General features: G+C 45.1%; 10 protein-coding genes. 9 read left to right on the plus strand and 1 reads right to left on the minus strand.

Translation table 11 applies throughout. From position 1 onward, the window contains the following. The first annotated feature begins 13 nt into the window (after positions 1 to 13). The 9 genes from nirB (at position 14) to OKW21_RS20815 (ending at position 14,212) form a co-directional block, all read left to right on the plus strand. A complete protein-coding gene (gene nirB, locus OKW21_RS20775) occupies positions 14 to 2,512 on the plus strand; it encodes a nitrite reductase large subunit NirB (protein ID WP_277482921.1) in 2,499 nt (832 codons plus the stop codon). A gap of 51 nt (positions 2,513 to 2,563) precedes the next feature. Then, entirely contained in the window at positions 2,564 to 2,938 is a 375-nt protein-coding gene (gene nirD / locus OKW21_RS20780; protein ID WP_277482923.1) for a nitrite reductase small subunit NirD, read from the plus strand. 136 nt (positions 2,939 to 3,074) lie between these two features. Beyond that, on the plus strand, positions 3,075 to 4,916 hold the full coding sequence (locus tag OKW21_RS20785) for a sensor histidine kinase (RefSeq protein ID WP_277482925.1): 1,842 nt from the start codon (positions 3,075 to 3,077) through the stop codon (positions 4,914 to 4,916). Next, positions 4,891 to 5,589, plus strand: a complete 699-nt coding sequence (locus OKW21_RS20790) for a response regulator transcription factor (protein ID WP_277482928.1) — start codon at positions 4,891 to 4,893, stop codon at positions 5,587 to 5,589. Before OKW21_RS20785 ends, OKW21_RS20790 begins: the two co-directional genes overlap by 26 nt. A 20-nt stretch (positions 5,590 to 5,609) precedes the next feature. Then, positions 5,610 to 6,221, plus strand: coding sequence for a molybdenum cofactor guanylyltransferase (locus OKW21_RS20795; protein WP_277482930.1), 612 nt, complete (start codon positions 5,610 to 5,612; stop codon positions 6,219 to 6,221). Between the two features lie 303 nt (positions 6,222 to 6,524). Continuing rightward, the gene (locus OKW21_RS20800; protein WP_277482932.1) at positions 6,525 to 7,808 is read left to right on the plus strand and encodes an alginate export family protein; all 1,284 of its coding nucleotides are present in this window, start codon (positions 6,525 to 6,527) and stop codon (positions 7,806 to 7,808) included. A 32-nt stretch (positions 7,809 to 7,840) separates the two neighbouring features. Further along, positions 7,841 to 9,232, plus strand: coding sequence for a NarK family nitrate/nitrite MFS transporter (locus OKW21_RS20805; protein ID WP_277482935.1), 1,392 nt, complete (start codon positions 7,841 to 7,843; stop codon positions 9,230 to 9,232). A gap of 101 nt (positions 9,233 to 9,333) precedes the next feature. Beyond that, on the plus strand, positions 9,334 to 12,849 hold the full coding sequence (locus tag OKW21_RS20810) for a nitrate reductase (protein WP_277482937.1): 3,516 nt from the start codon (positions 9,334 to 9,336) through the stop codon (positions 12,847 to 12,849). Between the two features lie 226 nt (positions 12,850 to 13,075). Further along, positions 13,076 to 14,212, plus strand: coding sequence for a BamA/TamA family outer membrane protein (locus OKW21_RS20815; protein WP_277482940.1), 1,137 nt, complete (start codon positions 13,076 to 13,078; stop codon positions 14,210 to 14,212). A 250-nt stretch (positions 14,213 to 14,462) separates the two neighbouring features. Here OKW21_RS20815 and OKW21_RS20820 read toward each other — a convergent pair whose 3' ends face one another. Continuing rightward, positions 14,463 to 15,878, minus strand: coding sequence for a hypothetical protein (locus OKW21_RS20820; protein ID WP_277482942.1), 1,416 nt, complete (start codon positions 15,876 to 15,878; stop codon positions 14,463 to 14,465). Between the last annotated feature and the right edge of the window lie 323 nt (positions 15,879 to 16,201).

A 16,201-nucleotide genomic window follows, 5' to 3' on the forward strand; every position in this document is an offset into this window, starting at 1 on the left:
AATACCGAATGCTATGAAAAAAGTTGTCGTCATAGGAAATGGAATGGTGGGTTACAAATTTTGCGAAAAACTACGTAAAATCGCATCTCCCGAGCATGTTTCAATTACTGTTTTCGGGGAGGAGCCCCGGCTGGCTTACGATCGTGTTCATCTCAGCGAATACTTCTCGGATAAAAACGCTGATAAGCTCACCCTGGCTCCACTGGAATGGTACAGAGAAAATCAGATTAAGCTGCACAGCGGAAAACTGATCGCTCACCTGGACAGGACTGCCAAAACTGTAGAAACGCATGACCATCAGGTTTTTGAATATGATCAGTTGATTATGGCTACCGGATCCAGCCCTTTTGTACCTCCTATTCCGGGAACAGACAAAAAGGGGGTGTTCGTATACCGTACCATAGAAGATCTGGATGCCATCATCTCTTATGGCAGCAAAGTAAAAAGCGCAGCCGTTCTCGGAGGAGGCTTACTGGGGCTGGAAGCTGCCAAAGCCATGCTTGATCTGGGGCTGAAAACCCATGTAGTGGAATTTGCCTCCCGCCTTATGCCTCGTCAACTGGATGAAGCAGCTTCCAAAGCATTACAAACCAGTATTGAAAGCCTGGGAATACAAATACACCTCAACAAAAGCACTCGCGAAATTGCCGGAAACGGAAAGCTGGATGGCTTATATTTTGCTGACAATACACAACTGGATGTAGATATGCTGGTAATCTCAGCGGGAATACGTCCTCGTGATGAGCTTGCCCACCTAAGTGATCTGGAGGTTGGTCCGCGTGGTGGCATCGTGACCAATGAATTTATGCAGACTTCCGATCCCGATATCTACGCTATTGGTGAAGCTGCCCTTTACCAGAATATGATTTATGGCTTGGTAGCTCCCGGTTATGATATGGCTGAAGTAGCTGCCCAACATATCCTGGGCAGAGAGGAAAAAACTTTTATGGGTAGCGATATGTCTACCAAACTCAAACTCATTGGGGTAGACGTAGCCAGCTTTGGCGATCCTTTCTGTGAAAATCAAGCCCACTACCCTATCGTATTTGAGCATAAGTCCAAAGGAATTTATAAAAGAATTAACCTCTCCCCGGACGGAAAACTGCTGCTGGGAGGCATACTTGTAGGGGATGCGGAAGCTTACAACATGTTATTGCAAACCATGCAAAATGGACTGAGCCTTCCTCCTGATCCTGAAGACCTGATTTTAGGAGCCAGAGGAGGGGAAGGCTCTGTAGGACAAGGTGTGGAAAATCTACCTGAGCAGGCTCAAATCTGCTCTTGCGAAGGCATTACCAAAGGCGCGATATGTCAGTCAATTACTGAGGGAAATCTGAACTCGGTGCAAGAGGTGAAATCCTGTACCAAGGCAGGAACAGGTTGCGGAGGCTGTATGCCCATGGTGACTGACCTTTTTCACCATACGCTGAAAAGTATGGGCAAGCGGGTCAAGAAGACGCTATGCGAGCATTTTGACTATTCCCGTCAGGAGCTTTTTGACCTGGTAAAAATCAACGCAATAAAAAGCTACGACGAACTGCTTGACAAATATGGCAAAGGAGATGGCTGTGAAATCTGTAAGCCAGCAGTGGCTTCTATACTCGCCAGCATCTGGAATGAACTGATCACCGAACAAGATACCATACAGGATACAAACGATCGCTTTCTGGCCAATATCCAGAAAGGAGGCACTTACTCTGTAGTTCCTCGTGTTCCCGGCGGTGAAATTACTCCTGACAAACTCATCGTGATCGGACAGGTCGCCAAGAAATATGATTTGTATACCAAAATTACCGGCGGTCAGCGCATTGACTTGTTTGGTGCGCACTTGCATCAACTTCCTGATATCTGGGAAGAATTAATTGAAGCTGGTTTTGAAAGCGGACATGCTTATGGAAAATCACTACGTACTGTGAAAAGCTGTGTAGGTTCTTCCTGGTGCCGCTATGGTTTGCATGACTCTGTATCTTTTGCGCTGGAAATAGAAAACCGTTACAAAGGATTGCGCTCACCTCACAAACTCAAAAGCGCGGTCTCCGGCTGTATCCGTGAATGTGCTGAAGCACAAAGCAAAGACTTTGGCATTATCGCTACCGAAAAAGGCTGGAATCTCTTCGTCTGTGGAAATGGTGGAGCCAAGCCGCAGCATGCCCAGCTCCTGGCCTCAGACCTGGATAATGAAAGCTGCATCCGTTACATAGACCGTTTTCTCATGTTTTACATCAAAACGGCAGAGCCACTTACACGCACCTCTACCTGGCTCAACAAGTTGGAAGGGGGAATGGAATACCTGAAAGATGTGGTGGTCAATGACTGTCTGGGCATAGGGGCTCAGCTGGAGGAAGATATGAAGCGTACGCTGAATGTATACAAATGCGAGTGGAAAGAAGTGGTCAATAATCCTGAGCTTAGGGCTAAGTTTACACACTTTATCAATTCAGATGAACCTGACGAAAGTATACGCTTTGAACGTCGCAGGGAACAAAAAGTACCTGCCGAATGGGGCAAATAAGCCCATTTACCCCCTCAGTTCATTTTATCCACTGATCTATAAACATTACTTATGATATCTACAGAAGCATATAAAACAGTAAATGAAGAAGCAGTCACTACCTGGTTCAAAGCTGCTCCGGTAAATGCTTTTCCCAGCAATGGTGGAACCTGTGTGCAGTACAAGGGAAAACAAATTGCCGTATTCAATTTTAGCCGTCGCAACGAGTGGTATGCCTGCCAGAACCTCTGCCCTCATAAAATGCAGATGATTTTATCTCGAGGCTTGATAGGCACGCATCAGGAGGAACCTAAGGTAGCCTGTCCTTTTCATAAAAAATCATTTTCTCTGAAAACAGGAGAATGCATTAACGGTGATGAATGTAGCCTCGCCACCTATCCGGTTAAAATAAAAGATGAGCACGTATATATAGGTTTTAAGGAATAAGGCCGTATCCACTAAATATGATGAACAACGAAAATTCCGGGGTAACAAACTCCGGCTTTTTTATTTATGTTGACTAAAACATTAAGTATCCAAAGTAATATTACGTAAATTCTTATAGTTTTTATTTATTTAGAGCATGCAAAAGCAGCGGGAGAGAAAACATGGCTTTGAACGCCTGGGTATGATGTATGCACTGGCTTTGTCCGGCATAGCAGCGGCTATAATCATCAGTCAGATCTTTGTGCAGCGCTACATCGGCAGACAGGAATATGATTCCAGAATTGTAAACCTGGCAGGCCGTCAGCGTATGCTGAGTCAGAAGATCAGTAAAATTGCTCTACAGATTGGTGCAACTGAAAATACTGGACAACGCCAAGTTTATGCTAATGAGTTGGAAAAAGCTCTTGACCTGTGGACGCAATCATACCATGGTTTGCTTGAAGGAGACAAGAGCCTGGGGGTTATCGGTAATAACAGCGTTACGGTAGATTCAATGTATCAGGCCATTACCCCCGATTATAAAGCCATCGTAAATAACAGTCAGGACATCCTCCGCCTGATCTCCCAACATCCAGCTATTGACTCAACCCGGCTCCAACCCCACATCAAGCAGATACTCACCCATGAGTCAGCGTTTTTGACAGGCATGGATACCATCGTTTTTCAGTATGATCATGAAGCCAGAGAAAGAGTAATTCAGCTGGAAATTATTGAACTGGGTCTGTTAGGACTTTCTTTGTCCATTATATTCTTTGAATTATTTTTCATTTTTCGTCCTACCGCCCGAAGGATCAAAAAGACGATTGGCGAACTGCTAAGGTCGGAGAAACTGGCCAACGATATGTCGCGTGAGATTGGTGCTTTATACAGTTCACTGGAGCGCTCCTATCAGGAACTGGCTAAAGTAGATGTAAAGGAAGATTTACCAAAAGTATTTGCGAAAACCAAACCTTCGGGAATGTTCACCTACATATCCGATGATTTTTTAGAGATTTTAGGAGATACCCAGGAAGCCTCGCATAGTAATATTTTTGCCTGGCTGGAATATGAAGGCTACCCCTACGATCAGGTACAGAATATCCACCAGATCGTGATGCAAGGAGAACCCTGGTATGGCGAAGTAAAAGGAACTTCCGAAGAAGGAGACTTCATCTGGCTGGACATGACCATTGTCCCTACTTTTAATCGCAAACAGCAGATAGAGTCGCTCAACATCATTTGCTCTGATAAAACCGAAAGGAAAGAAGCGGAAGCTCGCTCTCATGAAATCATCAAAGACAAGATTGAGAGCGAGCTGAAAGAACAAAGAGTACGCTCTATTCTGATACTGGAAGGGCAGGAAGAAGAGAGAAGACGTATTTCGCGAGACATCCACGATGGGATTGGGCAGCAGCTTACCGCCCTTAAGTTTACTATCGAGAATATTAACCTGGAGCCTAATATGCCTACCCGGGAGGAAAAAGTAAGAGAAGCTCAGAAGATGCTCAACCAGGTAATTCGGGAAGTACGCAGGGTATCTTTCAATCTCAACCCCAGTGCCCTCAGTGACTACGGATTGGTACCGGTTACTCGCCGGTTCTGCGCAGAAGCCAGCCGTTTATCGGACAAAACCGTTATTTTTGAGAACAAGACCGGTTTTCTGAACCGTATGGATAAAAGCGTAGAAACCAATCTCTACCGTATCATACAGGAAGCGGTCAATAACGCGATTAAGTACTCTAAATCTGATGAGATCAGGGTAGAGTTTAGCCACAAAGCACATTATTTAAATGTTGATATCATTGATAACGGAGTAGGTTTTGATTTTCAGAATTACCGGAAAAGAGAAAGCAAAGATGGAACAGGCCTGGGAATCTTGAATATGCAGGAAAGAACTTATTATATTAACGGCACCTTTGAATTAAGCTCAGAACCAGGAAAAGGTACCCGGATCAACATACATTTACCCATCAATGGAAGAGACAAGAGAAACCATTAAAGCAACCTTAGCCGACGATCATGGCGTAGTAAGAAGCGGCATCAAATCATTGTTAGAAAGTGAAGGAGACATTGAAGTCATCTCTGAAGCAGAAAACGGGCAGGAAGCATTTAAGCAAGTAAAGCAACTGTCACCCGATCTGGCCATACTGGATGTGCGCATGCCTGAAATGACCGGGCTGGAAGTAGCAAGAATGATTAAAAAGTCGGGTTTCACTACCAAAATACTCATCCTCTCCATGCACGATGATGAAGACTACATCTTGCAGGCGGTAGAAAGTGGCGCTTCCGGTTACCTGCTCAAAGGCTCCAGCAAAGAAGAGTTTTTGAAAGCAGTCCGGACGGTACACAGAGGGGAAAAGTATTTCAGTGCAGATGTTTCCAGAATTTTTATTGATAGCTATCTGAATACCAAAAACCCCAAAGCATCGGCTCCACAATCCACTGTTGTGAACTATGAGCTTACCAAGCGTGAGAAGCAAATACTGACGATGCTTGTAGATGGCATTGGAAACAAAGAAATAGCCGAAAGGTTAAATAAAAGCATACGTACTATTGAGACTCATCGCTTTAATATTATGAAGAAGTTGGGGGTCAGCAATGTAGTTGAGTTGTTAAAAAAAGTAGAAGATGACAAAGGACTTAAAGATTTTCTTGCCCAAACCGAAGGTTGAATAAACTTATTGAGATGCTTATGGATAAGGCTCCAGACAATATGATCGCAGTAATTTTAAGTGGCGGACAAAGTCGCCGTATGGGACAGGATAAGGGCTTGATCCAAGAGAACGGCCTGGCCTGGACGGAATCACTGCAACAAAAACTGGAGAAGGTTGGCCTAAAGACCTATGTATCTATCAACAATCTGCAAAAAGACGCTTATGTAAATGTTTTCTCCGACCTAACTCTAATTCTTGACCATCCTTCTTCTGCTCACCTCAACGGCCCTGTCAAAGGCATACTCTCCGCTCATTTGACATTTCCCGAAAAAGACATTCTTTTCCTTCCCTGCGACATGCCTGCTTTGGCTGGTGATACTTTTTTGTGGTGGGCCAATGAATTTGCAAAGTTAAATCAGGAAGATAAAGTAGTCGTATGCAGTACCCCGGATTATTTACAACCCCTTTGTGGTGTATATAGCCAAGCTTCTCTAAAAATACTCATGCAATACTATGAAGACGAAAAGCTTCAGGACCAGAGCATGCACAATATAGTTGAGGAGATGCTGAAAGCCACTGTGATCAGTATTCCATCTGAGCTTTTACCTCAGTTTAAGAATTTTAATATACCCGACGACTTGCAGTCCTAGTTACTCTCACCTCCTCTTTCCAATTTTCCCAGTGTAGGAATAAACGTCTGTGTATTTCCTGATAGAATTGTTACTTCTCAGAACTTCAGTTCAGAAATAAAAAACTACGTACCATACTTAAAAACACCTCTTTTCCAAGACCTATCAGCAGATTACTAAGTAATTATTCTGTTAATTATTATTTTTTCAAAATAAAATTTACGTAATATTACGTAAAAACATTTTTTATTTATAGTTTTGGAATGTCAGACGAGTTGCATAAGCCCGGAAGACGCTTGCTTTGACTACTTAAACTTCAAAAACATGCGTTTAACATTTACAAAAACCTTATGTCTGCTGCTGCTCCAGCTGAGCTCAATCAAAGAAGTATATGCTCAATTTTCTATAGGAGGTGAAATCCGCCCCCGGGCTGAATTCAGAGATGGCTTCAAGACCATCAACACCGAAGCACAGGAAGCCGCATTCTTTATAGAACAGCGCTCCCGCCTGTATGTAGGTTATCAGCAGGAGAAACTCGGATTTCAGTTTAGCCTTCAGGATGTACGCATCTGGGGAAATACCGACCAGATCTACAAAGAAGATCCGGCACTTACCAATGTGTATGAAGCCTGGGGAGAGTATAAGTTTACCCCTCAAACTTCTATTCGGGTGGGACGCCAGGCACTGGATTATGATAATGCTCGTTTTCTGGGCAATCTGGACTGGGCACAGCAAGGCCGCAGCCACGATGCGGTAAAATTTATATACCAGGACAGTAGCGGCTTTACCTTTCATGCAGGGGCAGGCTTCAATCAAAATATATCCTTTGAGCCGGGAGAACTGTCTTCTACATATTACGAAGATGTAAATAATTATAAAACCATGCAGTACATCTGGCTACATAAAGACTGGGCTACTGCTAAGGCATCTTTACTGATTTTTAACGATGGCCGTCAACAGGCAGATTCAACTACTGCATTTCGCCAGACTTACGGGTTCATAGGTGACAAAAATTTAGGAAAAGTGAAGCTAGAGGGTGAACTCTACTATCAGGGAGGGGAAGATCCATCAGGTAGAAATGTAAGCGCCTGGCTGGCTGCTGTAAATGTAAACTTCAATACCAGATATACCCCGCTGACCATCGGTACAGACTATCTCTCAGGCACCAATCCCACAGATGGTAATAACCATTCATTTAATCCGCTTTATGGTACCAACCATAAGTTTTATGGGTTTATGGACTATTTCTATGTGGGCAATAATCACGGGCTAAATGGTCAGACTTCAGGACTACTGGACTTTTATGTCAAGTCAAAATTTAAGCTCGGTAATAAATCCGCTTTGATCGCTCATGTACATCATTTCAGTTCCCCAACGACTATTTATGCGGCCGAGGGAAATGGAGAAGAACTATCAGCACAATTAGGTGAAGAAATTGACCTGGTGTACAATCTGAACCTTACACCCGATGTCAATTTTAAACTAGGCTATTCGCAGCTATTCTCTACTCAATCGCTGGAAGCGATCAAAGGCGGAGCCGAACGAAAAGGCCTTAACCAATGGGTCTGGGCAATGCTTGCCATCAAACCTATATTCTATTCTAAGTAAAAATTCGTAGAAACCATACTTAAATTAGTATTATGAAAACTACTTCTAAGAAACCTGCTGTTTCTAAAAAGACAACTTCATTCAAAGCGACATCTATCAAATTATTCAGCCTCAATACAGTGCATATGCGCGCTTTCCATTTGTCGTGGTTCGCATTCTTTCTCTGCTTCTTTGGCTGGTTTGGCATCGCGCCCCTGATGGCGGTGGTGCGCGAAGAGTTAGACCTTAGCAAATCTCAGATCGGAAATATCATCATCTCTTCAGTGGCTATCACCGTATTTGCAAGGCTTGCCATCGGCTGGCTATGCGACAAAATCGGCCCCCGAATCACCTATACTTATCTGATGATACTCGGGTCTATTCCGGTGATGCTGATCGGACTAAGCAACAGCTATGAATCTTTCCTTATGTTCAGATTAGCCATTGGCGTAATCGGTGCGTCCTTTGTGATCACCCAGTACCATACTTCCATGATGTTTGCCCCCAATGTGGTAGGTACAGCCAATGCTACTACTGCTGGCTGGGGTAATATGGGTGGAGGCGTAACCCAGATGGTAATGCCGCTGATCTTTGCAGCCTTCGTTGGGCTTGGCTTTCTGGATACCGATGCCTGGAGATATGCAATGGTAGTGCCTGGTATCGCCCTTATCATTTGCGGTATCTTGTATTATAAGTATACCACTGACTTGCCTGAAGGTAATCTGAAAGACCTCAAGAAAAGTGACCCTGACTTTCACCTCAAGAGCAAAGAGAGCAAAGGAGCATTCAAAACTGCGCTTAAAGATTATCGTGTCTGGGCATTATTTGTGATCTATGGTGCATGCTTTGGCGTAGAGCTTACCATCAACAATATTGCTGCGATTTACTATCACGATTACTTTAGCCTGGACCTGAAAACCGCAGGACTTATCGCCGGACTTTTTGGCCTGATGAATATCTTCGCCCGTTCTCTGGGTGGATTTTTTGGCGATAAAGCCGGTATCAGGTGGGGGCTTAAAGGGCGGGTTGCATTCTTAGGTATAGCCCTATTGGTAGAAGGAGCTGCGCTGATCCTTTTTTCTCAAATGAGCGTACTTCCTCTCGCCATCATCACCATGATTATATTCAGCCTGTTCGTACAAATGTCTGAAGGTGCCACTTACTCCGTTGTTCCTTTTGTCAACAAAAAGGCAGTAGGCGCTATCTCTGGTATCGTAGGCGCAGGCGGTAACGCCGGAGCTGTGGCTGCGGGCTTCCTTTTCAAATCTGAAAGCCTGACTTATCCTGAAGCTCTGCTGATCATGGGTATCATCGTAGCCTGTGTATCATCTCTGACGCTTGCGGTACGTTTCTCTGCTGTGGCTGAAAAAGAAGCCAAAGAGGAAATGGATACTGCACTGGCTGACAAAAAAGGAAAGCTGGTACTCGAGCCCGCCTTAGCTTAAAAATTGATCATGAGAAAGAGTCTGAAGCCAGGCCCTCAGGCTCTTTCTTCCCTTTATAAGTTCATCATATCAATATCTTTTTGTCACTAAACTTCAAATGTATGACAAATCAACCCAGCAGCTTTCGTTCTACCTGCTCTTACTGCGGAGTTGGTTGTGGAATTATTGTGAACAAAGACCGTCAGGGAAAAGTAAGCGTCAAAGGTGATCCTGATCATCCTGTGAATAAGGGAATGCTTTGCTCCAAGGGGATGAACCTGAATTATGTGGTGGAGGAAAGGAACGACCGCCTCCTGCATCCGCAAATGCGATGGAGTCGTGCCGCGCCTATGCAAAAGGTCAGCTGGGATACCGCACTGGACAGGGCAGCTGCTGTCTTTAAATCATTGATCCAAAACTACGGCCCAGACTCCATAGGTTTTTACGTTTCCGGGCAATGCCTCACCGAAGAATACTATCTGGTGAATAAGCTCACCAAAGGTTTTCTGGGCACTAATAATATTGATACCAATTCCCGCCTCTGCATGAGTTCAGCTGTGGCAGGCTATGTCAAAACACTGGGAGAAGATTCCGTCCCTATCTGTTATGATGATATTGAGCAGGCAGATTGCTTCTTCATTGCCGGAGCCAATCCTGCCTGGTGCCATCCTATCCTCTTTCGTCGCATAGAAAAGCACAAAGAGCAAAATCCTGATGCTAAAATCATCGTCGTAGACCCTCGCAAAACCCAGAGCTGTGCTTTGGCTGATCTGCATCTGCAAATTCGTCCGGGTACCGATGCCGTCCTCTATCACGCAATTGGAAGATGTCTGATAGAACAGGGGGATATTGACCTGAGTTTTATCAAGGGGCATACCGATGGTTTTGAGACTTACCGCAAAGAAGTGATGCAAAAATCTTTGCAGGAAGCTGCTGCAACCTGCGATATTTCTATAGATGATATACTATTGGCTGCCAAGTACATCGGCAATGCCAAAGGTTTTCTTACTTTCTGGGCAATGGGGCTTAACCAAAGTGCCTCCGGCGTCAATAAAAACCTGGCCCTGATTAACCTCAACCTGATCACCGGACATATCGGAAAACCTGGCTCGGGACCATTTTCACTTACCGGGCAACCCAACGCCATGGGAGGTAGAGAAGTAGGGGGCATGGCCAGTCTGCTGGCAGCGCATAAAAACTTACTCGATGCCAATGACAGGCAGGAAGTTGCTGACTTCTGGGGCGTAGATAGCATTGCCGCTCAGCCCGGCCTCACGGCTACCCAAATGTTTGATGCTCTTCGGGAAGGTAAAATGAAAGCCGTTTGGATCATCTGTACCAACCCATTAGTTAGTCTGCCTGATGCCCGTAAAATAGAAGAAGCATTAGAAAATGCCGCTTTCGTAGTGGTACAGGACATTTCTAATCGTTCTGATACTGTAGCCTATGCTGACCTGCTGCTCCCTGCCGCGGGATGGCTGGAGAAAGAAGGCACTATGACCAATTCGGAACGAAGAATCAGCTACCTGGAAAAAGCGATTGCCCCCCCCGGAGAAGCCTTGCCTGATGCGGAAATACTGTGCCGTTTTGCGAGAAAAATGGGTTTCCGTGGCTTTGATTATTCCTCTATGGCTGAGGTATATGCCGAACATTGCGCACTCACCAAAGGTACCAACATTGATATTTCCGGTTTGAGCTACGAAGTGCTGAAGGAAAAGGGCAGTATGCAATGGCCGGTTCCACAAAAAGGTCATTCGGGAACAGAAAGGTTGTTTGAAGACAAGAAGTTTTATACGCCTAACCAGCGTGCGCAGATACAAAGCAGTGGTGCCGCAAATGCCTCGGAGCCACTTACGCCTGACTTTCCTTTGGTGCTGACCACCGGACGTGTCCGTGATCAGTGGCACACTATGACACGTACCGGAAAAGTACAAAAGCTCAGGAAACATATCAGCCAGCCCTTTCTGGAGATTCACCCTTCAGACGCGTTGATTAGAGATATTCGCGAAGATGATGTGGTGTTGATAAGCAATGCCAGAGGAGAGGTAAAAGTGAAGGCAAAAATTACCGAAAACATCAAAAAAGGAGTGGTTTTTCTGCCGATGCACTGGGGCAAAATACTGCAAAAAGATTTTGGAAGAGCCAATAACCTCACCAACAATCTTTACGACCCTGTTTCCAAAGAGCCTGACTTCAAGTTCTCGGCGGTACAGGTAGAAAAAATAAGCAAAACCAGGCAGAAAATTATTATTGTAGGAGCAGGCGCAGCCGCCTATCGCTTTATCAATACCTATCGGGAGCTAAATGAAGAAGATGAAATACATGTCTTTTCCAAAGAAGAGCATCCTTTTTATAACCGGGTGCTTCTGCCCGAATACATCAACGAAAGCCTGGGCTGGCACGATCTGATGAAGTTCAAAACAGAAGAGGAGTTTGATCAACTGCATGTTCACCTGCACCCTTCCAATGCTATCTGCATGATTGACCGTGAGTACAAAACAGTAACCGATGCGCATGGACAAAAGCACCCTTACGACCTACTGGTGATGGCTACAGGTAGCCGTGCCTTTGTACCTGGCGATGTACCCATGCATTACCCGGGAATCTTTACCATGCGCAGCCGAGAAAACGCCGATAAGCTCAAATATTACCTGCCCGAAGAAGCTCATGTGAGTATCGTAGGTGGAGGGCTTTTAGGTTTAGAACTGGCGGCCTCACTACTGGAAATGAATGTAAAGGTGACCATCATCCAGTTGGCTTCCCGCCTGATGGAAAGACAATTGGATTACACTGCCAGTAATCTGCTACGAGAGAAAGTGGAAGAAATGGGCATACAGCTACAGATGAATGACCAGGTACAACTGATTGAACAGCATAAAGCCCGGGAACCTATTCTGGTAAGGCTTAAAAGTGGAAAGTCATTGCATTGCCATGCGGTAGTTTATGCTATTGGTACCCGTCCTAATATTGAGATCGCCCGCGATGCACATCTGGCTTGTGGCAGAGGCGTAAAAGTCAACGACTACCTACAAACCTCTGACCCAAATATTTTTGCGCTGGGCGAAATTGCTGAACATCGCGAGAAGATGCTGGGCATTACTGCTGCTGCTGAACAGCAGGCTGATATGGCTGCTCGCTTCATTGCCGGAGACCCGCTGAGCATGTACCAGGGCTCAGTACCTATGAATATTCTCAAGTTTTCACACTTGGATTTATGTTCTATTGGCATTCCGGACATACCGCATAAGCACCGGCACGAGTATGAAGAAATATTCTTTCTGGATAAGTCTAAAGCTTATTACAAAAAGTGCATCATCCACAAGGACCGGCTGGTAGGTGCTATCCTGATGGGTGATAAGTCTGAGTTTGCGGAGTTCAAAAGCCTGATTGAAGAACAGACAGAACTGGGCGACATGCGGGAAAAACTGCTCCGGAGTGGTGGCGCTTCAAGGCCAGTAAAAGGAAAGCTCGTCTGCTCCTGCGGAAATGTGGGGAAAGGTAATATTACCGAAGCGATTAACCAGGGTTGCCATGAGCTGAGACTGCTCTGCGAAGCTACGGGTGCCGGACTGGGCTGTGGTAGCTGCAAACCTGAACTCAAATCCCTGATTGATGACGAATTAACCGTTAACGTGTAGCTGGGTTGGTGTTATACCGCTTGGCGTAATTTTGAGTATTATCAATTGAAACTGGCATTGCGTTTAACACCTATTGCCATACGATAATTATTGCCATAACATTTTTGACCCCAGTGTATTGTATAATCTATTTAGGCCCATAACATATTAATTTTCAAAGATCACACATCTGAGCGCTGGCTATTTCCGTTACTATCCAAATGTAATAACGATAGCTAACTTAATAATGCAAGCCTCCCTACGTATTGTCCTCATTGTATTTTATGGATTAGCCATTCCTTCTACTTCTCTGGCCCAGGTTTTGGACTGGACAAAAAAGCAGGTTAGCAGTGTACTCAACGATACATCTGCCACTGAGCAACCCAAGTTCATTGCCTATCCTACTATTGCTTATGCCCCTGAAACCCGCTGGGAATTTGGAGTAAGTGCTCTTTATGTATACTACGCGCAAAAAGATACTACCAACCGCCTAAGTGAGATCAATGCTTTTACCTTCTTCACCCTGGAGCAACAGTACGGACTTTGGCTGGACCATGCCCTATACTCAGACCAGAGTGAGTGGTTTTTTCTCGGCAGGCTGCGGTACCAGCGCTTCCCCCTACTCTATTATGGCATAGGGCCCGATACCCCTGAAGAAGAGTTAGCACAGGTAGATGCCAACAGCATAGCAGTCAGGGAAAGGGTGCTGCGTAATATTACAGGCAGCTTGTATATGGGCATAGAGCTGGACTTCCAACGCCTGGGAAATGTAGACTTTATTCCTGTTCAAAATGAACCATTTCCATTACCTACCGGCAACGAAGGTTCTACCAATATGGGAATAGGTATTGGGCTGGTGTATGATGACCGACACAATGTGCTGAATGTCAGAAAAGGATTTTTCGGAGAAACAGGCTTTTTGCACTATGATGAGCGCTGGGGAAGCGACTTCTCCTTTACCCAATACTTTCTGGATGCCCGTTACTACTATCCGGTGAATCGCAATCAGGTGCTGGCTCACCAGCTATATGGCGTTAGCATGAATGGTGAGGTACCTTTTAACCAACTGGCGTTGATGGGAGGGGAAAGCCTCATGCGGGGCTACTATACCGGACGCTACCGGGATAAGACCCTGCTTGCCACCCAGCTAGAATACCGCTTTCTGCCTTTTCCCTTCAGCCGCCGCTGGGGTGCCGCTGCTTTTTTAAGCGCCGGAGGGGTAGCACCGGAGCCAAGAGAAATCAAGCTGGGAGACTGGGTAGTCGCAGGTGGAGCCGGGGTGCGCTTCCTGCTTTTCCCTACCAAAGACATCTACACCCGCCTTGATGTCGCTTTCACAGAGGAAGGTGTGGGCTATTACTTCTTTATCGGAGAGGCATTTTAGGGGACGGGACTGTTAGCACCAGTGGAAATATATGCGGAATGCGGCCGGTTGAGATGCACGATCGTATTACGGTGTTAAAGAAAGAATGGACCTTTTAATATTAAAATAACTTTAGGCTGGCATAATTACCTTCTTTGCATCTGATTAAGCTTTAGTTTTGGTCAGCAGGGTTTCAATTTTTATTTTTCAAGGCTTGATAATATTGTATTATCAGGGCTGGATCTCAGTCTGTTAGAGCGCTTCTTTGGGATTATTTCTTTTTTAACACAACTGCGTAGGATTCTGACAAAGGATTATCTACTGTACCCGGTAGTTCAAGGGTTTCTGTCTCCCTCCACTTTGACACCGAAATATCCATTCCGGTTAATTCATATGTTCCTTCCCGGGCATTTACATGCACTGATCCTTTTGCAGGAAAATATACGATCAGCGTACTCTTATCCTCGTTTGCGAGGCAGTATGCTTCGTTATTTTCCCGGGCCGATAACAGATCAGTGGAAGGTTCAAGGGTGAAGACTTCCTGCTGATCGGTGAGCATTCTCAGGCTTTTTATTTGATGCTGCGCCTCTTCGGTCAGCGCAATTCCACTAGGCTGACGGTGAAACCTCACGGCTGCATGCCCTGCAAACACATTTCTCCAAAATCTTTCCCTTCCGTCCTGATGATTCCCCGACCATAGCTTATCTCGATCGCCACCATATATTTTCACATTGTTGATCGGACGTATTTTTTCGGATCGGGCCACCGCCTCTCTGGCCCAGAGCCCGGTGAGATAGTGTACCTCTCCTTTCTGTGCATTGTGATTGGAAACATCCAGAAATTGATATGATGTCGTATCATGCAAAGAAAACGTGAACTTCGCCGTTTCATGAAGAGCAGGATCAAAGTACTCCCTGTACCAATCATTCAGTTCGGGCGCCTGTACAATTGCCCCTTCTACATTACTCTCAGTAGGATCCCAGCTGTCCCACATTTCGGTGACATAGATATTTTTCCCGTGCTGCTGCGCTAACTGATGCAAATAAGCCGACCAGTATTTCCCCCATTCAAAATTGACCGTGGTTTCATTGTCAATGCAGTACAATACATTATCGTACGGCAAGGAAACCTCCATGAGTTTGTTTACAAAACGCTTCTGGTAGTTTAAGAGCAGTTGGTTGTCATTAAGCGCCGGCACCGATAAGAAAAAGGGGTTAGGGGAAGATTGGGCGGGATGATCAATCGTATCCGGCAAGCCAGACGCTTCCATCGTATAGGTACTATTGAGTTTTGGATTAAATGGGTTGTCTGCCCATGCTTTTTCTCCCCAGTAAAAATCGTAAGTCGCCCATACTTCAATTTGCACGACGATTTTCAGTTTGCTGGCATAACGCAATAGATCGTCCAGTCTTTTCCAATAATCAGGATTAGGACTGTCGAGCTCAAATAACCCCTCCGCATCCCGGGTGAACGGCTTCGCGTTATGTTCATCACGGGCACTCATGGTGCACCGCACATAATTTCCACCCACCGACTGTAATAGTTCCAGATGCGCTTTCAAATCCTCAATCTGGAATAGATTGTCTTCCATACTCCCCCCTATCAATAGGACGGGCTTCCCGTCATACATCCAATAAAAAGGGTTTTTCTGGTAGATTTGTATTCCTTCCGAGCTTTGCATTGCCATATTGCGCTCCGCCTGCATTCCGGGTGAGCTGCAACTACACAAAAACAGAATCAAAAACCACACGAAAACTGATATAACAGAGTACCTCATAATACTGGCTATTATACTCATTTTTTTCCATTATTTCCTCTCATGGTTGAACAGTAGCATGGTAATTACTAAGTAGCCGTTCTATTAGATTCCAATTAAGCATTTAGCCCGATTTTGCTTATGCCCAATGCTACCCGCTAGTTTATTTCATTTTTTAAACGAATTGACTTAAATATTCTTCAAAGGAACTTTTCTTTTTATCAGCACAAAATATCCTTTCTGTGGAAATCACC

The organism is Catalinimonas alkaloidigena (genome assembly GCF_029504655.1).
Taxonomy (GTDB): domain Bacteria; phylum Bacteroidota; class Bacteroidia; order Cytophagales; family Cyclobacteriaceae; genus Catalinimonas; species Catalinimonas alkaloidigena.

Excerpts from the sequence above, each read along its gene's own strand:
- nirB (WP_277482921.1), top strand. The coding sequence starts at position 14 with ATGAAAAAAGTTGTCGTCATAGGAAATGGAATGGTGGGTTACAAATTT.
- nirD (WP_277482923.1), top strand. The coding sequence starts at position 2,564 with ATGATATCTACAGAAGCATATAAAACAGTAAATGAAGAAGCAGTCACT.
- OKW21_RS20785 (WP_277482925.1), top strand. The coding sequence starts at position 3,075 with ATGCAAAAGCAGCGGGAGAGAAAACATGGCTTTGAACGCCTGGGTATG.
- OKW21_RS20790 (WP_277482928.1), top strand. The coding sequence starts at position 4,891 with ATGGAAGAGACAAGAGAAACCATTAAAGCAACCTTAGCCGACGATCAT.
- OKW21_RS20795 (WP_277482930.1), top strand. The coding sequence starts at position 5,610 with ATGGATAAGGCTCCAGACAATATGATCGCAGTAATTTTAAGTGGCGGA.
- OKW21_RS20800 (WP_277482932.1), top strand. The coding sequence starts at position 6,525 with ATGCGTTTAACATTTACAAAAACCTTATGTCTGCTGCTGCTCCAGCTG.
- OKW21_RS20805 (WP_277482935.1), top strand. The coding sequence starts at position 7,841 with ATGAAAACTACTTCTAAGAAACCTGCTGTTTCTAAAAAGACAACTTCA.
- OKW21_RS20810 (WP_277482937.1), top strand. The coding sequence starts at position 9,334 with ATGACAAATCAACCCAGCAGCTTTCGTTCTACCTGCTCTTACTGCGGA.
- OKW21_RS20815 (WP_277482940.1), top strand. The coding sequence starts at position 13,076 with ATGCAAGCCTCCCTACGTATTGTCCTCATTGTATTTTATGGATTAGCC.
- OKW21_RS20820 (WP_277482942.1), bottom strand. The coding sequence starts at position 15,878 with ATGGCAATGCAAAGCTCGGAAGGAATACAAATCTACCAGAAAAACCCT.